The 19,917-nt window shown below is 54.8% G+C and carries 17 protein-coding genes, 1 tRNA gene and 1 pseudogene; 6 read left to right on the top strand and 13 right to left on the bottom strand.

Annotated features, from left to right (window positions below; genetic code table 11):
- Positions 1-136: 136 nt before the first annotated feature.
- Positions 137-853: a 4'-phosphopantetheinyl transferase superfamily protein gene (locus AFL22_RS20790; RefSeq protein ID WP_033767435.1), complete on the bottom strand. Its 717-nt coding sequence runs from the start codon at positions 851-853 to the stop codon at positions 137-139.
- Between the two features lie 71 nt (positions 854-924).
- Positions 925-1,128, bottom strand: coding sequence for a hypothetical protein (locus tag AFL22_RS20785; protein ID WP_003854174.1), 204 nt, complete (start codon positions 1,126-1,128; stop codon positions 925-927).
- Positions 1,129-1,890: 762 nt separating this feature from the next.
- On the opposite strand from AFL22_RS20785, the gene AFL22_RS24150 reads away from it, so the two are divergent.
- A complete protein-coding gene (locus AFL22_RS24150) occupies positions 1,891-2,733 on the top strand; it encodes a hypothetical protein (protein WP_156311613.1) in 843 nt (280 codons plus the stop codon).
- Between the two features lie 184 nt (positions 2,734-2,917).
- Positions 2,918-3,061: pseudogene (locus AFL22_RS24585) on the top strand (hypothetical protein); the annotation flags it as partial.
- Between the two features lie 214 nt (positions 3,062-3,275).
- Here the strand turns inward: AFL22_RS24585 and AFL22_RS20775 are convergent.
- The 3 genes from AFL22_RS20775 to AFL22_RS20765 all read right to left on the bottom strand — a co-directional run bounded on the left by AFL22_RS20775 (position 3,276) and on the right by AFL22_RS20765 (position 5,430).
- Positions 3,276-3,352 (bottom strand) — tRNA-Pro (locus tag AFL22_RS20775).
- 73 nt (positions 3,353-3,425) lie between these two features.
- Positions 3,426-5,180: an LPS biosynthesis-modulating metalloenzyme YejM gene (gene yejM / locus AFL22_RS20770; RefSeq protein WP_022625056.1), complete on the bottom strand. Its 1,755-nt coding sequence runs from the start codon at positions 5,178-5,180 to the stop codon at positions 3,426-3,428.
- A gap of 22 nt (positions 5,181-5,202) precedes the next feature.
- On the bottom strand, positions 5,203-5,430 hold the full coding sequence (locus tag AFL22_RS20765; protein WP_010248348.1) for a YejL family protein: 228 nt from the start codon (positions 5,428-5,430) through the stop codon (positions 5,203-5,205).
- 158 nt (positions 5,431-5,588) lie between these two features.
- Between AFL22_RS20765 and yejK the strand changes: the two genes are divergently transcribed.
- Positions 5,589-6,593: a nucleoid-associated protein YejK gene (gene yejK / locus AFL22_RS20760; protein ID WP_010248346.1), complete on the top strand. Its 1,005-nt coding sequence runs from the start codon at positions 5,589-5,591 to the stop codon at positions 6,591-6,593.
- Between the two features lie 118 nt (positions 6,594-6,711).
- Here the strand turns inward: yejK and rplY are convergent, their stop codons facing one another.
- Both rplY and AFL22_RS20750 read right to left on the bottom strand, forming a co-directional pair.
- Positions 6,712-6,996, bottom strand: a complete 285-nt coding sequence (gene rplY, locus AFL22_RS20755) for a 50S ribosomal protein L25 (protein WP_003854168.1) — start codon at positions 6,994-6,996, stop codon at positions 6,712-6,714.
- A 176-nt stretch (positions 6,997-7,172) separates the two neighbouring features.
- Positions 7,173-8,927, bottom strand: coding sequence for a DEAD/DEAH box helicase family protein (locus tag AFL22_RS20750; protein WP_010248344.1), 1,755 nt, complete (start codon positions 8,925-8,927; stop codon positions 7,173-7,175).
- A 155-nt stretch (positions 8,928-9,082) separates the two neighbouring features.
- Here AFL22_RS20750 and rsuA point away from each other — a divergent pair, with 155 nt between their 5' ends.
- From rsuA to AFL22_RS20735, 3 genes are all read left to right on the top strand, one after another.
- Complete coding sequence (gene rsuA / locus AFL22_RS20745; RefSeq protein ID WP_010248342.1) at positions 9,083-9,802, top strand: 16S rRNA pseudouridine(516) synthase RsuA; 720 nt, start codon at positions 9,083-9,085, stop codon at positions 9,800-9,802.
- Positions 9,803-9,851: 49 nt separating this feature from the next.
- Positions 9,852-11,048 (top strand): Bcr/CflA family multidrug efflux MFS transporter, encoded by a 1,197-nt coding sequence (locus AFL22_RS20740; protein ID WP_010248339.1) that lies wholly within the window; start codon positions 9,852-9,854, stop codon positions 11,046-11,048.
- A 294-nt stretch (positions 11,049-11,342) separates the two neighbouring features.
- A complete protein-coding gene (locus AFL22_RS20735) occupies positions 11,343-11,663 on the top strand; it encodes a hypothetical protein (protein WP_010248336.1) in 321 nt (106 codons plus the stop codon).
- Here the strand turns inward: AFL22_RS20735 and yejF are convergent.
- From yejF to mepS, 6 genes are all read right to left on the bottom strand, one after another.
- On the bottom strand, positions 11,650-13,254 hold the full coding sequence (gene yejF / locus AFL22_RS20730; RefSeq protein WP_052272099.1) for a microcin C ABC transporter ATP-binding protein YejF: 1,605 nt from the start codon (positions 13,252-13,254) through the stop codon (positions 11,650-11,652). The two genes, AFL22_RS20735 and yejF, sit on opposite strands and share 14 nt — an antisense overlap.
- On the bottom strand, positions 13,255-14,277 hold the full coding sequence (locus AFL22_RS20725; protein WP_052272098.1) for a microcin C ABC transporter permease: 1,023 nt from the start codon (positions 14,275-14,277) through the stop codon (positions 13,255-13,257).
- On the bottom strand, positions 14,274-15,368 hold the full coding sequence (locus tag AFL22_RS20720) for a microcin C ABC transporter permease YejB (RefSeq protein WP_010248326.1): 1,095 nt from the start codon (positions 15,366-15,368) through the stop codon (positions 14,274-14,276). The genes AFL22_RS20725 and AFL22_RS20720 overlap by 4 nt, the downstream gene beginning before the upstream one ends.
- An 11-nt stretch (positions 15,369-15,379) precedes the next feature.
- Complete coding sequence (locus tag AFL22_RS20715; RefSeq protein ID WP_052272097.1) at positions 15,380-17,188, bottom strand: extracellular solute-binding protein; 1,809 nt, start codon at positions 17,186-17,188, stop codon at positions 15,380-15,382.
- A 44-nt stretch (positions 17,189-17,232) separates the two neighbouring features.
- Positions 17,233-18,795 carry a cyclic di-GMP phosphodiesterase gene (locus tag AFL22_RS20710; protein WP_052272096.1) on the bottom strand — a complete coding sequence of 521 codons (1,563 nt, stop codon included), beginning with the start codon at positions 18,793-18,795 and terminating at the stop codon, positions 17,233-17,235.
- Positions 18,796-19,017: 222 nt separating this feature from the next.
- Positions 19,018-19,593, bottom strand: a complete 576-nt coding sequence (mepS, locus tag AFL22_RS20705) for a bifunctional murein DD-endopeptidase/murein LD-carboxypeptidase (protein WP_010248316.1) — start codon at positions 19,591-19,593, stop codon at positions 19,018-19,020.
- Between the last annotated feature and the right edge of the window lie 324 nt (positions 19,594-19,917).

The following is a 19,917-nucleotide window of genomic DNA, read 5'->3' as shown; positions in this document are numbered from 1 at the left end:
GGCATGCTTCGCCTGAACCAGGCTACGTTAGCGATCAGCAGAAACTCCGGTTTCTGCCATTCTGAACCTTTTCTTTCGTCTGTGTTACCCCCGGCTAAACCGCAAAGTTTTAACGCGTATTGTTTAGCCGGTTTTTTTAAAGCCGATGTGTGATTAGCGTGATTACCTGAGTATCCCGCCACACAAAGCTTGCCTCCAGTAACGTTCCCATCGCAAAACACCCGCTAAAGTGCTGAGTCAGTCGCAACGTCGCCCGCTGCTGCGCGAAATCTACCGACACCAGTTCCGCATCCGGAAAGTCCATCGGCTGAAGCAGTTGCGGCCAGATGGCTTTATAAACGCTCTCTTTGAGGGAGAAGAGCAGGGTAGCGGCAGCGCGAAAAGAGACGGGCAGCGTCCGTAACAGGTGTTGTTCCTGCTCGTTCATCAGCAACTCAGCCGTTTCATGCGCCGTCGTCTCCGACATGAACTGCTCGACATCCACCCCAACAGCGCAGGGCTGACGGGTTGCCGCTACCACAACGATGCCTGCACTGTGCGACAGTGACGCCTGAATGCCAGCGGGCCAGCAGGGGGATCGATCGGCTGCATTGGTCAGAATGAAATCAGCAATACCCAGTTCTGCCATCACTGACCGGACCAGCAGACGGCTGGCGAGGTATTCAGCACGCCGTTTACTGACAGCCTGCTGCAGTCGGGCGGGCAGCGGAATATCCCATTCGACAGCCAGCCCGTCATGATACTTTTGCGGATCGAAGTGACTCACCGCCAGCAAAGGATCGCTGCGGTTAAGGTGCCGGGAAAGGATAAAGCCGCCTGCAACAGGCGGCAGCGGCAGGTCGGGATAGCGCATGCGGGACCATCATCAAAACCAAAAAGGCATTAAATCAGGCGCGATGGATCAGGGCAAGCAGCCCGCCGGAATCAGTCGTTGGGAGGAATGGCAAAACTCTTCAGAGAAACAACGAAATGGTGGTGACCCCTGCTGATGCGTGCACCTCGGTCGCACCAGTGGCTTGCCAGACGAAAGAAATCGTCGCTGCCAATGTCATACGCCAGTTCCACTTTGCTAATGCCTGAATGCAGCAACGCTTCTGCATCTTTCAGGCTTTTCGCTTTGATCGCCATAAAAATTATCCGTCAATTTCTGGGGATTTCAGGGTAGGCATTTTATGTGACATTTTTGTTTCAGTTTGATGAATAAGCGCAGCCGGTAGCCGATTTTGTGAAGCAGATCAGATTATAATGCAACTGTTAACCTGCTGATTGTAAGAGGAATGTTAACTACCACACGGGACTATTCTGAATGTTAAACGGAGAGGTAAGCTGAGATAGAAAGGCCGCGTCAGACGCGGCCCCGTGGGTTACTTCTGGTCTGGCGGGGAAGGTTGCTTATCGCCTGACTCGGGTGCTTCTGTTGGATAGTCTTTTTCAATATATGTCATGAACTCTCCTCTTGTTACCCACACGCAGTTAAGTATAGAACGGATTGTGGAAGGTGCGAGGAACGTTAAGGTTTGATGACAGGGAGCAGATCAGTCGTGATGTGTGAATGCCTGGTGGAGCAAGTCGAATCCTGGCCAAAAATATTTATTGCACCCTCTGAATATCACAGAGAGTGAGTACTGAAAGGGTGCTGTATGGCTTAAGGTCTGGCTCCATGAGTGGAAAGCCGGTAAGGCTAAAAATCAAGCTCCAGGCCAGCGATAGTAGTGACATGCATTGTCAAATGAGAGCCGTGGTCACTATAAAGAAGCTTTTTTGTTTCTGGTGTTTTATTAATTTTAATCAAAAATTGTCTCTCAGATTAAGTTTAAAGTTCGCCCGTTAATTTTTATCACAAAAGAACTTTAACTTTCTTTACAGAGACTAAAAATAATGAAATTCCGGATGATAGCTTTATTCGTGAGCGCTGTTTCTTCAGTGTCTGCTTTTGCGGGTAACTATGCTGGTCAGAGTGCGAACGGTGGATTTACTTCGCCTGATGATGTTCATGCGGGTGTATCGCCTAAAGCAGAAAAGGGATTGAATAAAATGGCTGTTCCACATGCGGCTATTCAATCTGCACCTATGGCTACGCCTCAGAAGACGCCACAAACAACACCAACAATTCAGACACCTCAAAGAGTGCCAACTATTCAGCGTACTCCATCTTACAGTGTGACTGCTCCTACAGCACAGTTAACGCCTTCCTATAGCGTTCCGACTGTTAAAGCTCAACTGACGCCACAAATTGCATCAACAAAACAATTAACGCCTACTTACAGCGTTCCTGCGGTTAAGCAACAGCTAACCCCGCAAGCCGTATCATCTAAACAACCTCAGATTACCGGTGCCTCTTACCGTGCTTACGTCACACAGTTACAGGCGTCCTTACCTACTGAATCAATCAATGCTGTAAGCGTGGACAATACCAATAAAATAAACGTATCTGTAAGTAGCTTGAAATTTTCAACGCCGGTTAATGTAACTGTGGATGGAGTTACCACAACTACTACTGCTGGTGCTATCGCTGCTATTGACCCATCTATTCAGGTTGCGGTGCCACACGTTGCCGCTTTCCGGCGTACAACTATTAAAGGTGGTACGGAGGATAAATCAGGCCATGCCTCTCTATCCGGGCATGATGGAAGAGGTAGTGACAATGCACACTCACACGCTTTCGGCGGACATGGTTACGGCCATGATAACAGCAGTTCTGAGGGTTTCGGCGGTCATTCACATTTCCACTAATGAGTAAGCGATGAAGTTATTTTTTTTGGTTATGGCTATCTCTCTATCGATGGTTAATGTCTCTTTTGCAGTTTCTGGAAATAGCCATACTGAACAATTGGGAAAGGTATCGCAGTGGAAAGGGTACGGTGTCACTGTTAAAAGAGACAGCTCAGGGATTGTCACTGTTGATGGGAAACCAGCAGCCCCGGATGAAGTCACAGAGAAAGCGACAACCTATCAGCAAGGGTTGTTTAATGTGATCATCTATAAGAGCGGTAAAGTGGCGCTGATGAAGCAAGGGCAGTTTGTCGGTTATCTGAAAAGAGATCAATTAAGAGGGGGCTGATAAGCCTAATGCCAGTCAGTTAAGCGACAGGTGATCACGCAGTCTGGTGCCGGCCTGCTCTGAAACTTCAGTGTGTATTGTTAAAAAGGGCAGCAGCAGCGGTGCTCAGGCCCGCACGCCCAGCAAAAAAGCTGCCACGTTTGACCGTGACAGCCTTTACAAATCTAATCTTAACTGACCAGCATTAGCCTTTAAGGCTGCTATTCAGGGAATTTGGTCGGCACGAGAGGATTTGAACCTCCGACCCCGGACACCCCATGACCGTGCGCTACCAGGCTGCGCTACGTGCCGAACACTGGAGGATTAGTCTACTGGTTATCACCATTAATGCAAGATACCTGCCGGCTATTTGCCTGATTATTAATCAGTTAGCGATAAACCGCTTCTCTTCAGTTAATACCTGCAACAGCAGCGCCAGTTCTGGCTTGTGATCTTTCAGGGCGTTGCCCTGCGCATCATAAGCGCGATAGCTGCCGTTATTGTTGAGTACCAGCGTCACCTGCGGCGTGGTAATCACCAGCTTATTCTCTTCGCTGCTGACGACCCAGTCATGGCGACGGCGCGCAGCAAACAGATCTTCACCCTGAGAGTAGTTCACCGGATTGGTCCGCACATGCAGCAGTCGCTGCATCAGCGTCGACATCACATCCTGATGATCAGAAAGGCGATCAACGGTCTGCGCGGGCGTATCAGGCCAGTGAATCACTAACGGCACCTGCAGCGTCTGGCGGTTTCCGGCGCTGTCAGGATTGCCATCCAGTGCCAGTCCACGCTGCGCCGTAATCACCACCACCGTGTTCTTCAGTAAATCACGCGCCTGCAGGCTGCTGAGCACCGCGTGGATCTGCTCATCAACGGCAGGAGCCTGGCGCAGATAGCTGCGCTGACGCGCTTTTGCACTGTCGCCGGTGACGTCCGGGCCGTTCAGGGCAATCCATGAAAACCACGGCGCCTGTGAACCGTTCTGTTTCTCCAGCCAGTTCTGCCATTGCGCCACAGTACTGGCGTTGGGCTGGCTGGTCGTTGCAGGCAGTGAATAATCAGTCAGCAACGCCTGTCGGTAGAGCGGCGGATTAAAGCCTTCCGAGGAGAAGAGGCCAAACTGGTAACCCTGGGTGCTAAGCGCGCCCAGCAGCGCCGACGGCGTTCGGGATGCCAGAATACCGTTCATGTAGCTGGATGAGATCCCATAGAACAGGCCAAACAACCCTTTCTCCGGCGTATCACCCGCGCTGTAGTGCTGGGTAAAACGCACGTTCTCGCTGGCGAACTGATTAAGCTCCGGCAGCGCTTTGGCCAGCGTGGCGTTGTTCAGACCATCGACCGTCAGAACCAGCAGGTTGTTGCGTGTGCCGGCATCACGGAAAGTAATCTCGCTCAGCGGATATTCCACCGCCACTGCTTCCGGGTCGCCCTGCTGAATCAGCCGACGCTGATACTCCTGGGCATCCAGCAGACCATGACGCTCAAGGAAGCGGCGGGCAGTCATCGGGTAGGAGAGCGGCAGGTTGGCACGCTGCATGGTAATCGGGCGATAGAAATTCGCATCGGCCCAGATATACATCAGGTGGCTGGCAAAGAAGGCGCTGATAAACAGGGCGGCGACAGGCTTACCAAACGAACGGCGATTCAGGCTGCGAAGCTTTTGCCAGCTCCAGGTCGCAAACAGCATCTCAACCAGGAAAATCAGCGGCACGCTGATAAACATCAGCTGCCAGTCGCGCGCCATCTCGCTCTGATCAGGGTTAATGACCAGCTCCCACACCACCGGATTCAGGTGCAGGTGGAAGCGGCTGAACACCGCACTGTCGACCATCACCAGCGTCAGCCCGGCGGTAGCGACTACCGCGGACAACACCCGCATCAGCCGTTGCGACATCACCACAAAAGTCAGCGGGAAGATAATCAGCAGATAGGCGGCAAAAACAACAAAACTGAAGTGGCCAACCCAGCTGGTATAGGCGTAGATGCGCCCCGCCAGCGAAGAAGGCCAGTCGGCGACCAACAGGTAGCGACTGCCTAAAATCAGCGCGAATAAGATGTTAAACAGAGCAAACCAGTGACCCCAACTGATCATCTGGGAAACTTTTTCGCGGTAGCGCTGCCGGTTGGTTACCATATTATGAAGTCAAATCAGCCAATTAATGGGCGTTATCGTCACGCACAGACGCCTGAAGGGCATCGGCGAAAGATCGTGCCAGTGAACGACGTTGCGCCGGAGCGACATCGCTGTTAATTAAGTTGGTCACCATATTTCCCAGAACCATCAGGGAGAGATCGGTGGGGGCCTTGTCCTTGTGCAGGATTTGGGCCATTTCCGCGAGGAGTTGTTCCACGCGTTCGTCACTGTAACGGGATGATTGTGCCATATCGTCGTCTAAGCTCATTTCAAAAGGCGATATATTACCGGAACAGCGCACTTTTTACCGCAATTTTATCGAAAGCAGCGTGTTCGCTATACGCATGGAGTTGAAAGCCGATGCTGGCGGTGTTTGAATACGCGCCTGTGCTAAAAGGAGAGTCTACCATGAGTCTGGATATCGACCAGATTGCCCTGCATCAGTTAATCAAACGCGATGAAAACCAGCTTGAACTGGCGCTGCGCGATTCGCTGCTGCCTGCCACCAACACGGTCAACGCGATGGTGGAGGAGTTACACCGGGTTTATAGCGCAAAAAGCAAAGCCTATGGCCTGTTCAATGCAGAGAGTGAACTGGCAGAAGCGCTGCGTAATTGTCGTAAGGGCAACGATGATTTTCTCGCTTTTAGCCGTGCCGCGACCGGTCGTCTGCGCGATGAGCTTGCAAAATACCCCTTCGCTGAAGGCGGCGTGGTGTTGTTTATTCACTACCGCTATCTGGCGGTGGAATACCTGCTGATTGCGGTGCTGAACAGCCAGTCCAGCATGCGCGTCAACGAGCAGATGGATATCAGCAGCACCCACTATCTTGACATCAATCATGCCGATATCGTGGCACGCATCGATTTAACCGAGTGGGAAACTAACCCGGAATCGACCCGTTATCTGACTTTCCTGCGTGGCCGCGTCGGACGTAAAGTGGCTGACTTCTTTATGGATTTCCTGGGTGCCGAAGTGGGATTAGACACCAAGGCGCAGAACCGCGGTCTGTTGCAGGCGGTAGATGACTACTGCAACGAATCGGAACTGGATAAGCAGGAGCGGCAGAACTATCGCCAGCAGGTCTACAGCTACTGCAACGAGCAGCTGCAGGCGGGCGAGGAGATTGCGCTGGAAGAGTTGTCGAGCGAACTGCCACCACTGGGTGAAAAAACGTTCCAGGCCTTTACCCAGGAGCAGGGGTATGAACTGGAAGAGAGCTTCCCGGCGGATCGCAGTACTCTGCGCCAGCTGACGAAGTTTGCCGGAAGCGGCGGGGGCCTGACCCTGAACTTCGATGCGATGTTGCTGGGCGAACGCATTTTCTGGGATCCGGCAACGGACACCCTGACGATTAAGGGCACACCACCCAATCTGCGCGATCAGCTGCAGCGCCGTACCAGCAGCAAATAAAAAAGCCGGGCTTAGCCCGGCTTTCATTCCCTGCACGCGGCGATCATTTCACCGGGCAGCGCCAAAAGAAAAGGGCCGGTTTCGCAACCGGCCCTTCTGCTTTCAACGAAGTTCGCGATTAAGCGCGAACGAAGTCGATGTGGAACAGTTTTGGCTTGAACGGGTGACGCTGAACAGCCTGAACTTTCACTTTAGTTTCTTTACCGTCAACTGACAGGGTCAGCACTTCGTCGTAGAAACCTGGCTTAGATTGCAGGTTCATTACGGAGTCGTGATCCAGGTCGATGGCAACAGCCGCTTCAGAACCACCGTAGATGATGGCCGGGAAACGGTTTGCTGTACGCAGGCGGCGGCTCGCACCCTTACCCTGCTCTTTACGTTCTACTGCATTGATAGTGAGCATTAATATATCTCTTTATTTAATTCCTGCTACAGGCGACCCAGTAACAGGCTGGTTATTCAATACCGCTGATGCACATGCAAAAGCGGGCGGCAGTATAGCCGTTATGCCGGGTGGTAGCAAACGATATACCCGCCAGCCGGGCTCGGCATCCGGTTAGCCGGACCCGATAGCGCTCATTAGCGCAGCTCATTGGCACGGCGATAGCGACCCTGATAATCGAACATTTTTTCGCGGATCTGCCAGAACTGACCTTTGGCCCGCGCCACCACAAAGTCGGGATGACGCAGCAGCGGCTGCAGCGCCAGCACGTCAGCGGCGCTCTGCCAGCCCAGCGGCACGCCGGGCGCGCGCTGATGCGGGCGCATAAAGAGCTGTTCAAACGCTTTGCGCTGGGCCGGTGTCTGCAGACGAAACCGTTCGCTGACGCTGGTGCCCTCCTCGTCATAATAGGTCGCCTTGAGCCATTCACCTTTGGCATCACGGCCCTGTTCCAGCGTCATGCCGCCACAGCGCAGCACCAGCGCATCTTTAAGCTTCAGCGCCGCTTTGAGCATATCGTCAGGATCGACCAGAATTTTGTCGCACTGGTGACAGCGCCGTGCGGCAATATCATTCTCTGCGCCGCAGTCGGGGCAGCTTTTAAAGCGGAAGCGGAAGTCACACTGTTCGCGCTCGCCCTCATCATCTTCCAGCACGCCCTGACAGCGTCGGCCAAAATGTTCGATAACCATGCCATCTTCGGTCGCCTTGCCCCAGAAGGTGTTGGCGAAACCGCAGGCGGGACAAAAAACCTGTACCGGCTGATTGTCGCTGGCTCCTTTGGGCGCGCCGACCTCGGGCGTAAAGAGATCGTGCGGATTACCGGCATAATCGAGAATCAGACAGTCGGTTTTGCCGGGCGAGAGTCGCAGGCCGCGTCCGACAATTTGCTGATAGAGGCTGACCGACTCGGTCGGGCGCAGAATCGCAATCAGATCAACGTGCGGGGCATCAAACCCGGTGGTCAGCACCGCCACGTTAACCAGGAATTTCAGCTGCTGCGCCTTAAAGGCCAGAATCAGAGCATCGCGCTCTCTGGCAGGCGTTTCGGCTGACACCAGCGCGCTGTTAGCGGGCAGCAGCCGCAAAATTTCATGCGCATGCTCCACCGTTGAGGCAAAAATCATCACCCCCAGCCGATCTTCAGCGAACTCCACGATCTGACGGATAATATGGGGCGTCACGCGCTGCTGCTGTTTCAGTTCACGATTAAGATCGGCTTCGCTGAACAAGCCGCTGCTTTGTGCCGTCAGGCGGCTGAAGTCATACTGCACCACCGGCATATCCAGTCGCTCCGGCGGCACCAGAAACTGATGTTTGATCATGTAGCGCAGCGGCAGTTCATAGATACAGTCGCGAAACAGCGATTTTTCGTCGCCACGCACCATGCCGTGATAGTGGAACTGATAAATCCAGCCTTTACCCAGCCGGAAAGGGGTGGCGGTCAGGCCCAGTAAGCGCAGTTGCGGATTATGCTGACGCAGATGATTGAAGATCTGCTGATACTGACTCTCTTTATCATCACCGATACGGTGGCACTCATCGACAATCACCAGTGAAAAGGCGCTGTCGAACTGGTCGAGGTTACGCGCCACTGACTGCACGCTGCCAAACACCACTTTGCGCTGGCTCTCTTTACGCTGAAGTCCGGCGGCAAAGATATCCGCCTCCAGCCCGTAAGCCTGATATTTACTGTGGTTCTGCGCTACCAGCTCTTTGACGTGCGCCAGCACCAGCACCCGGCCACGCGCCAGCCGTGCCAGCTCGGCAATGACCAGGCTCTTTCCGGCACCGGTCGGCAGCACAATGACTGCAGGCTGTTGATGACGACGGAAATGCGCCACGGTGGCATTCACCGCATCCTGTTGATAGGGGCGTAAGGTAAAAGACATGATGCTCACTTTTGCAAAACTGGGGGTAATTATGCCATGAAAGTGCGGTAAACGCGCTGTCAGGCTGGCGCGGATCACGTTATACTTCCCGCACATTTTCAACGGTTAACCAGGCCGTTTCAGATTCCCTCCGCAGTAACAGGCAAAACGAATTCATGCGACTCGACAAATTCATCTCTCAGCAACTGGAAATCAGCCGCGCCATCGCCCATCGCGAGATCCGTGGCCAGCGTGTCACCGTTAACGGGGAAATCGTACGCGATACCGCGTTTAAACTGCTGCCCGACCACGAAGTCGTCTATGACGGCAACGTACTGCAGATGCAGACCGGTCCACGCTACTTTATGCTGAACAAACCGCAGGGTTACGTCTGCTCAACCGACGATCCCGATCATCCCACCATCATCTATTTCATTGAAGAACCGATGTCATTCAAACTGCACGCGGCGGGGCGTCTTGATATCGACACCACCGGACTGGTGCTGCTGACAGATGATGGCCAGTGGTCACACCGTATTACCTCGCCACGTCATCACTGCGAGAAAACCTACCGTGTGACCCTGGAATCACCGGTCAGTGACGATACCGCCGCGCAGTTTACGGCGGGCGTGCAGTTGCACAATGAGAAAAGCCTGACTAAACCGGCACAGCTGGAGGTGATCACCCCGACAGACGTCCGGCTGACACTGAGCGAAGGCCGTTATCATCAGGTAAAACGGATGTTTGCGGCAGTAGGCAATCGGGTTCTTGAGCTGCATCGCGAGCGCATCGGTGACATCGTACTGGACGCCGATCTGGAACCGGGCGAATATCGTGCGCTGACAGAAGAAGAGATCGCCAGCATCGGTCTGCCGAAAGAGCTGCAGACAAAATAACCGGACGGGCCCGGCGGCCCGCATCACGACCATAAGGGCAGGAGAGGGTGTGCGTAAGGAAAAGAATTCGCCAACAGGACTGGTGGTCATCCTCGGTCTGTTAGCCATGCTGATGCCGTTGTCGATCGACATGTATCTGCCCGCCATGCCGCAGATTGCACGTGAGTTCGGCGTTTCAGCCGGTAGCGTGCAGATGTCGCTCAACCTCTACATTCTTGGCTTCGCGATTGGGCAGCTGATCTATGGGCCGCTGGCAGACAGCTATGGGCGTAAGCCGGTGATTGCGCTCGGCACCCTGATCTTTGCCTGCGCCGCCGCGGCCTGTGCGCTGTCGCAAACCATCGATCAGCTGATTACGATGCGCTTTCTGCATGGGCTGTCGGCTGCCGCAGCCAGTGTGGTGATCAATGCGTTAATGCGTGACAGTTACTCGAAAGAGGACTTCTCCCGCATGATGTCCTTTGTGATGCTGATTACCACCATTGCGCCGCTGCTGGCGCCGATCATCGGCGGCTGGCTGCTGGTGCTCTGGAGCTGGCACGCCATCTTCTGGGCGCTGGCGGGCGCGGCGTTAGTGACGACCGTGCTGGTGACCACGCAGATCCGTGAAACCCTGAAGCCGGAGCAGCGACAGCGCTTTCATCTGCGTACTACGCTCGGCAATTTCGTAACGCTGTTTCGCCACAAGCGCGCGTTCAGTTACATGCTGTCGAGCGGTTTCTCCTTTGCCGGGCTGTTTACCTTTCTCAATGCCGGTCCCTTTGTTTACATCGAACTGAATCACGTTTCACCGCAAAACTTTGGCTACTACTTTGGCCTCAATGTGGTGTTTCTGTTTGTCCTGACGCTGATTAACAGCCGCGCCGTGCGCCGCTTTGGCCCGGTGGCGATGTTCCGGATGGGACTGCTGATACAGTTCTGTATGGGGATCTGGCTGCTGCTGGTCAGCGCCTTCAGCCTCGGCTTTTTGCCGCTGGTGATGGGGATCGCGATGTTTATCGGTTGCGTATCGATGGTCTCATCGAATGCGATGGCGGTGATTCTGGATGAGTTTCCACATATGGCGGGTACGGCATCGTCGCTGGCGGGCACCCTGCGTTTTGGCGTCGGGGCATTTGTTGGCGCACTGCTGTCGCTGGTGAGTTTCAACAGCGCCTGGCCAATGGTCGGCACGATTGCACTGTGCGCGACAATCTCTCTGCTGCTCTTTTTCTACGCTTCACGTCCCCGCACTGCGTCCCGGTAATCGGGCGCAGTGATTTCCCTCTGCAATGACGTGCCGACTTGCACGCCTCCTGACTTTGTTTCGATATTGTGAAAATATTTAGTTAAAAAAGTAATCACAATGCAGCTAAAATGATTGTTAACGGCGTGTGAACGCGGTACATATAGGCTGAAGTGCGATGTGAGTCGCAAAAAATGCGCTTCTGCAATCCACACGGACGGGCCATTAAACCCTGTCCGGACTCAGCGGTTATCAGGCCGCTTCCAGCTGGGCTGCTTTGTGTTGCGACATAAACTCATCCGGGGAGAGTAAACTATGCTGCAACTTTCGATTGTGCATCGTCTGCCACAGCATTTTCGCTGGGCCAGCGATCACCACAGTGCTATCGAATCCGATGACACCACGCTGGACGAGCAGGATTTCGTTGCGCTGCGATTGATCAGCCATGACGGCATTCCGGCGTGGGAGATCCTTCAGCAGCTAAAAGAGGTTCTGGCGGATATTCAGGTCGATTGTAAAGTGGCCGAGTGCGAAGGACAGCCCTGCCTGTTCATTCAGCGTCGTGACGAAAGCGCCACCAACTGCTGCCTGAAAAATCAGGGCGTAGCGATTGCCGAAACCTTTATTGCAGGTTGAGTTGCGCCGACTGCAGCAGCTCGCGGGTATACCCGGCCGCGGGTGAAGCAAACAACCTTTCACACTCTCCCTGTTCCACCACTTCTCCCTGACGCAGCACAATAAGCTGATGGCAAAGGGCGCGCACCACATCCAGATCGTGACTGATAAACAGATAGCTGAGCTGCCGCTGCTGCTGTAAGCGGCGTAACAGCGTCAGAATCTGCTTCTGCACCGTGCGATCCAGCGATGAGGTCGGTTCATCCAGCACCAGCAACTCCGGTTCCAGAATCAGTGCACGCGCAATGGCAATACGCTGTCGCTGACCGCCCGAAAATTCGGCCGGATAACGATGGCGACTTTCCGCTTCAAGCCCCACCTCCGCCATCACCGCGATGACCCGCTGCTCCTGTTGCGCATGGCTAAGTTCGGGCTGATGTACCGCAAGCCCTTCCGCAATGATCTGCTGCACTGTCATACGCGGATTCAGTGAAGAGTTAGGATCCTGAAACACCACCTGAATGCGCTGACGCAGCGGCAATAACTGACGACGTGACAGCTGATGCAGCGGCTGGCCGTCAAACCAGACTTCGCCGCGCGAGGCAATCAGCCGCAGCAGTGCCAGCCCTGTAGTGCTTTTACCTGATCCGGACTCGCCGACCAGCCCCAGACTTTCGCCGCGCCGCAGGCTGAAGCTCAGCCCGGAGAGCACCTGTTTCTCACCACTCTGCCGGCGGAACAGCCCGCGCCGCAGCGGAAAGCTGACCTGAAGATTATCGACCCGAAGAATGACCGGCGCGTCTGTGGGCAGCGGCAGCGCTTTTCCTTCCGGTTCGGCGGCCAGCAACTGCTGGCTGTAAGGGTGTTGCGGCTGATTCAGCAGGGTCTGGCAGCGGTTCTGTTCGACGATGTGACCATTGCGCATCACGCTGACGTTATCCGCCAGCTGACGCACGATATTCAGGTTATGGGTGATAAACAGCATGCCCATATTCAGCTCATGCTGCAGTTCACGAAGCAGCGTCAGGATTTGCGCCTGCACCGTCACATCCAGCGCGGTGGTTGGCTCATCGGCAATCAGCAGCTGAGGCTCGGTCAGCAGCGCCATGGCGATCATCACCCGCTGACGTTCCCCACCCGAGAGCTGGTGGGGGAAATCATTGAGCCGGGTGGCGGGCTGCCGTATCCCGACCCGATCAAGCACGCTGAGAATTTCACCGCGTGCCGCCGGACGACGCAGGCCGCGATGCAGCGACAGCACTTCATACAGCTGCTTCTCCACGGTGTGCAGCGGATTAAGCGATACCATCGGCTCCTGAAAAATCATCGCGATCTGGTTGCCGCGAATCCCGCGCAGGCGCTGCTCGCGCGCGCGCAGCAGATCTTCACCGTTAAACAGAATCTCCCCGCTGGGATAAGCCACCGCAGCCTCATGCAGCAGTCGCATCACCGACAGTGCCGTAACGCTCTTGCCGGAACCCGACTCGCCCACCAGCGCCAGCGTTTCGCCCGCGTCGATGCGCAGTGAAACGTCATTCACCACCTGGCGAAGCGTCTCGCCCTGACGAAAGGCGACTGAGAGATGATTGATGGCAAGCAATGGCGTGTTCATTCAGGCTCCTTTGCCCGGATCAAAAGCGTCGCGTACCGCTTCGCCAATAAAAATCAGCAGCGAAAGCAGGATCGCCAGGGTGAAAAAGCCCGCCAGGCCTAACCAGGGTGCCTGCAGGTTATTTTTGCCCTGCAGCAGTAACTCGCCCAGCGAGGGCGAACCCAGCGGCAGGCCAAAGCCGAGAAAGTCGAGTGAGGTCAGCGTGGTAATCGATCCGCACAGAATAAATGGCAGAAAGGTCAGGGTGGCGACCATGGCGTTTGGCAGCATGTGGCGCAGCATAATCCGGCTGTCGCTGACCCCCAGCGCCTGCGCCGCACGGATGTAATCAAAGTTTCGGGTACGCAGAAACTCGGCCCGGACCACGCTGACCAGGCTCATCCAGCCGAAAGCCACGGTGACCAGCAGCAGCCACCAGAAACCCGGCTGGATCACGCTGGAGAGGAGAATCAGCAGAAACAGCGCAGGCATGCCGGACCAGACTTCAATCAGCCGCTGCCCAATCAGGTCAATCCTGCCGCCGAAATAGCCCTGCAGCGCGCCGACCACAATTCCGATGACACTGGAGAAGAGCGTCAGCATCAGTCCGAACAGCAGAGAAATGCGCGTGCCATAGAGCAGGCGTGCCATCACGTCGCCGCCGTTGGCATCCGTGCCGAGCCAGTTCTGCGCAGAGGGCGGAGAGGGGAAGGGCACCTCGGTAGCAAAATTGATGGTGCTGTCGCTGAAACGAATCGGTGCCCATATTGCCCAGCCATTCTGCTCAATGCGCTGCCGCAGCCAGGGATCCTGATAATCCGCCGCTGTCGCCAGTGCGCCGCCATAGTCGGTCTCGCTGTAGTCAAACAGCAGCGGTAATGTCCAGCGCTGCTGGTAATGCACCAGCAGTGGCTTGTCATTGGCAATCAGTTCGGCACCCATCGACAGCAGAAAGATGATCAGAAAGATCCACAGCGACCAGTAGCCGCGCCGGTTATGACGAAAGCGCTGCCAGCGCTGTTGATTCAGCGGAGAGAGCCTCATGAGCGGCTCCCGAAATCGATGCGCGGATCGACCAGCGTATAGGTGAGATCACTGAGAATATTCATCAGCAAACCTATCAGCGTAAAAATATAGAGCGTGCCAAACATCACCGGATAGTCGCGTTGCAGAGTCGCATCATAGCCGAGTAGTCCAAGCCCGTTGAGCGAGAACATGACCTCGATCAGCACTGAACTGGTAAAGAACATGCTGATGAAGGTGGCGGGGAAGCTGGCGATCACCAGCAGCATCGCATTGCGAAACACATGGTGATAGAGAATACGGCGCTCCGGCACCCCTTTGGCGCGCGCAGTCACCACATAGAGCTTGCGGATCTCATCCAGAAACGCGTTTTTCGTCAGCATGGTCAGCGTGGCGAAGCCGCCGATCACCGTCGCCAGCACCGGCAGGGCGATATGCCAGAAGTAGTCCAGCACTTTGCCATACCAGGGCAGTGTGTCGTGCTGCGCAGAGGTGAGCCCGCGCAGCGGAAACCAGTCCAGATAGCTGCCACCGGCAAATAGCACGATTAACATGATGCCGAACAGAAAAGCCGGGATGGAGTAGCCAATGATAATAAAAGCGCTGCTCCAGACATCGAAAGCGCTGCCATTGCGCACCGCTTTGCGGATCCCCAGCGGGATCGACACAAGGTAGATAATCAGTGTGCTCCATAATCCCAGACTGATCGAAACCGGCAGGCTCTCTTTGATCAGCCCGATCACCGAGGCACTGCGAAACAGGCTGTCGCCAAAATCCAGACGCAGGTAATTCCACAGCATCTCGCCGTAACGCTGCCAGAGAGGTTTATCGAAACCATAACGCTGTTTAATCTCAGCAATCACTTCGGGATCCAGCCCGCGTGCGCCACGATACTGATTATCGGCAGGATTGAGATGACTGACGCTGGCGCGTGAACCGGCGCTGTCTGCGCCACTGCCGGGCAGACCGGTTGTCTGACCAAACTGAATGTTAGCCAGCGCCTGATCGACCGGTCCGCCGGGCGCGATTTGCACGATAAAAAAATTAAGCGTGATGATCGCCCATAACGTCGGGATGATCAGCAGCAATCTGCGCAGAAAGTAAGCGGCCAACGGTGATCTCCTTAGCGTTTGCTGGCCGGCAGGCGTCCGGCTTTGTTTGTGTCGTACCACCAGTTTTCCAGTCCGACGCTGTAGGCTGGCTTGCGGGCAGGGTGAGAAAACTTATCCCAGTACGCCAGCCGCTGCTCTGCGTTGTACCACATCGGGATCATATACGCATTCCACAGCAGCACCCGGTCCAGCGCTTGGGCCAGCGGCCGCAGCGCGGCGGGATCACCCTGATGCGCCACAATCTGTTTCACGAAATGATCGACTACAGGCTCTTTGACCCGGGCGGTATTCCACGACGAGGCGATAAAGTCAGACTGCCACAGGATCTGCAGACTGGAGGTCGGGATCGGCATCGCCCCATAGACCGTGGCAATCATGTCATAGTCGCCTTCGCGCCAGCGCCGCAGATACTGTGAGTTGTCGATCTGCCGCAGGTTCAGCGTAATGCCAAGCCGGGAAAGATTGTGCTGGAATGGTAACGCCCAGTCGGTATTGGTGCCACCGCGCAGCAGGAGTTCAATGGTAAACGGCTGACCGGTTTTATCATTGACCAGACGGCGATTTTTTATCTGCCAGCCCGCCTGTTTCAGCAGGTCAGACGCTTTTAACAGGCTGGCGCGGTCATAGCCGCTGCCGTCGGTTTTGTGTGGCTGATAAGGCTGGCTGAACAGCTCAGGTGGCAGTTGCGCGCGCCAGGGTTCAAGCAGGGCCTGCTGCTGTGCATCCGGCACGCCGCTGGCCGCATACGCCGTGTTCTGGAAATAGCTGCTGGCGCGCTGCCAGGCACCGTAATAGAGCGCTTTGTTCATCCACTCGAAATCGAACATCAGTGACAGCGCCTGACGCACGCGGCGATCCCGGAACAGCGGTTTTTCATTGTTGAATGCCAGCCAGCGGGTATCGATAGCGGCATCGTTAGGCGTGGTCTCTTTAACGATGCTGCCATCGTCAAAATTGCGGCCGCGATACTGGGTAGCCCATTTCTTTGCCGATGTCTCTTCACGCAGATCGTAAGCACCCGCCTTGAAGGCTTCAAATGCCACATTGTCATCCAGATAGTAGTCATAGCGCATTCGATCAAAATTAAAGCGTCCGCGATTGACCGGCAGATCAGCGGCCCAGTAATCTTTTACCCGGCTGAACTCAATAAACTGTCCCAGCTTCCAGCGGGTGATGCGATAGGGTCCGCTCGACAAGGGTGGCTCGCTTAACGGCTCATTAAACTTCTTATCGCGCCAGAACGACTCTGCGATAACCGGCAGCGTCAGTAAGCCAAGCAGCAGATCTTTATCCGGCTTCTGTGCCTCGATGCGTACAGTGAGATCGTTCAGCGCTTTAACGGTCACGCCACGGTAGGCGACGCGAAATTGAGGCACGCCCTCGGCCATGAATTTCTGATAGGTGAACGCCACGTCGCGGGCGGTGATGGGTGTGCCATTCTGAAAACGGGCGCGGGGATTAAGGCGGATCTCAATCCATGTAAAATCGCTGGCGTAGCGCGCTGACTCGGCAATCAGCGGATAATAACTGCCAGGTTCATCGTCTGAGCTGGTGTAAAGCCCATCATAAAGCGTGCCGGTGTTAATGCCCGGATTACCGCGAGAAGCGTAGCGGTTGAAGTTGTCGTAAGTGCCCACTACCGCCATGGTGATGCTGCCGCCTTTGGGTGCGCGGGGATCGGCGTAGTCGTAATGGCTGAAGCCGGGCGGATATTTCGCTTCACCGGCCTGGGTGAACGCGTAGCTTTGCTGGACAGAGGCCGCCAGCAGCGGGGCGCTGAGCAGGCTGCACAGCAGCAGAAGTCCGGAACGAAACAGCATGCACTCTCCTGTCAGATGTCTGGCGCGATTCGGGCCAGGTAGTGTCAGGCGTTATGACGCCGGAAATAGTCTATCAGCGTTTCCGGTCGCAGCGGACGGCTAAAGATGTAACCCTGCAGATGGGTCACACCGCGGTTAATCAGCCAGGCAGCCTGCTCGCCGGTTTCTACCCCTTCGGCCACACTTTTCAGGTTCAGCTTCTTCGCCAGCTGCAGCACGGTATCGAGTACCGGCGAGGTCAGGCTATCCGTACCGATGCTCTGAACAAAGCCGCGATCGATTTTCAGATAATCAAAGTCATAACGTTCCAGATAGATCAGCGCGCTGTGACCGGTACCGAAATCATCAATGGCGATATGGATCTGCTGCTGATGCAGCCAGTCAAACAGTTCTCCAACGTTTTCGTCGCGCACCATGGCTCGCTCGGTGATCTCAAACACGTAAGTAAAGTGGTCCGCAGGCATAGTATCAAGCCAGCGCAGCACATCCTGACGGAAACCGCTGTCAGCCAGATGCAGGGGCGAAATGTTGAGGCTGAGGCAGGCATGACGGGGAATGGTATGACACAGCAGGTGGGCATCACGGGAAACCAGCTGAAACAGATGTCGGGTCAGGGGAATAATCAGGTTCTGCGCCTCGGCATAGTGAATAAACACATCGGGCGGAATCGGGCCTTTCGTCGGGTGGGTCCAGCGCAGTAACGCTTCCATCCCATACGGCTGACCATCATGGGAGGTGACCAGCGGCTGATATTCGACGTGAAATTCACCGCGCTTCATGCCCCGAATCAGCTCTTTACCAGGGCGCTGATAAACCGACAACAGCAGCCAGCAAGCGCCTGAAACCAGCAGCGACAGTAGCAGGCCGCTCAGCAGGATATTCTGATAATCGCTGAACGCCAGAGTGGAACCGTACAACACAAACTGCAGCGGATAGCCTGTCAGCGCCTGCCGGTGCAGCGGCGTCGGCAGGTTTTTATTCTGCATGACGACGGATTGCCAGCTGGTTAAGGCGCTGCGTTGTGCCACCAGTGCTATACCGGTAATTTCCGGATGCCCGGACGCCAGCAGCTGATAGGGTGCCAGTGTAATATTCAGCGTCGCGAAAACGCCTGACTGCACGCTGCCGGGATTTTTGATCCACAACGCCAGCGCCGGTTTATTGGGCTGCAACGGCGTGCCCGGCATCAGCTGCAGATCGATATCACGCGAAATATCACTCAGGGGCGCAATCACATTGAGCGGCAGATTAAAACTGCCGGTGGCCGAGGAGCAAAAGGCATTACCTTCTTTAACCAGCAGGATGGCACGAAGATTTCCGGCAAAGGCGGCGCGTGAGGTGAGTTCACGATTGATGGTATTGCAGGCAGTGTGGGTAAACGGAATCAGGGGACTGAGAGTACTGTTAATCAGGCTGGAGAGCGTTTGCTGCAATGCCGTGCGGCTGTTCTCCAGCAGTTGCTGATGCTGTCGTTCGCGCTTCTGCCAGGTCTGGTGAAGCGAGAGTGCAGCAAATAACAGAAAGAATAGGCCGCCAGCCATCGCACTACTCCATGCGATACGGCGAGGATAGGTGGCATGGCGCCGTAGCGCCCCCGACAGTGGCATGAGGAGCTTCCCCTAATCAAATTATTATTATGTTATTGCGCACGACGGCTTCGGTTTAAGCGACCGAGAATATAACGAGACGGCGGGAAATGTCTTGCTATTAATCTGAATCAGAATGCTTTTATCTTATATAACTGCTGGTAAAAATGATTAAAGGCGAAAAAAAACGCTGCATAAGCAGCGTTTCATGTTCTCTGGCTGAGAGAAGATCGAAAGTGGTTATCAGGTCGGGTTACGACTTAATACACGGCGTCCTTCACGGTAGCGCTTTTTCCAGTAATCATCATTCAGACTGGAGATCATCACGCCACTGCTGGTCGAGGCATGAACGAAGTTATCGTTGCCAAGATAGATGCCAACGTGACGGCCCGTAGAGCCTGCACGGAACATCACCAGATCGCCGGGACGCAGTTTACTGCGGGTAATCTCTTTACCGGTGTCCTGCTGCTGAGAGGTAGAACGCGGTAATTCTAAGCCAAACTGATCGCGGAAGGTGCGTTGTACAAAGGCGGAACAATCGATCCCGCGTTTAGTATCGCCACCGAGGCGATAGCGCACACCTTTCCAGACGGCGTATTGTTCCATGATGCGCGACTTAACGTCGACATTACGCACCATTTCTTCAAACTCATCCTGAGACGCCTGAAGTAAAAAACCATTGTGGTTGTTAACTTCATGATTCTCGTTATTCGCGTTTTGACTGCTATGGGTACTGCTACAAGCTGAGAGGAGTGTTGCCAGCGCCACTGCGGGCACGATCCGCAAGATATATCTCAGTATTGGTTGAGACTTGACCATTATTCGGGTTTTCCTTCGATTTCCTTACGACAAGATTGTCGCCAGCCAGATGACAAAACAGGGAGATTAATAAGCGAAACAGACTAAGACAAATCCTTAATTACTAAAATGTGTTAATGGACACATTTTAACGGTAAAAAATCCGAATTTTCTGCCGCTTTTGCCTCACTGCGACTGAGGTTAACTGATTACAGACGCCGTGGCGAGTGCTTTTAATCAATTTCATATAGGTTTTTTTGATGTGAAATCAAACCGTAACACACTGACTACTTTAGCTACAATTGTGGTCAAATGATGGTGAGAACAGGGAGTTAAAGGGGGGCT

This window comes from Pantoea sp. CFSAN033090 (assembly GCF_001264395.1).
GTDB classification, from domain to species: domain Bacteria; phylum Pseudomonadota; class Gammaproteobacteria; order Enterobacterales; family Enterobacteriaceae; genus Pantoea; species Pantoea agglomerans.
Note: the sequence above shows the minus strand (reverse complement) of the source record. Positions and strands in the feature narration are given on the sequence as shown.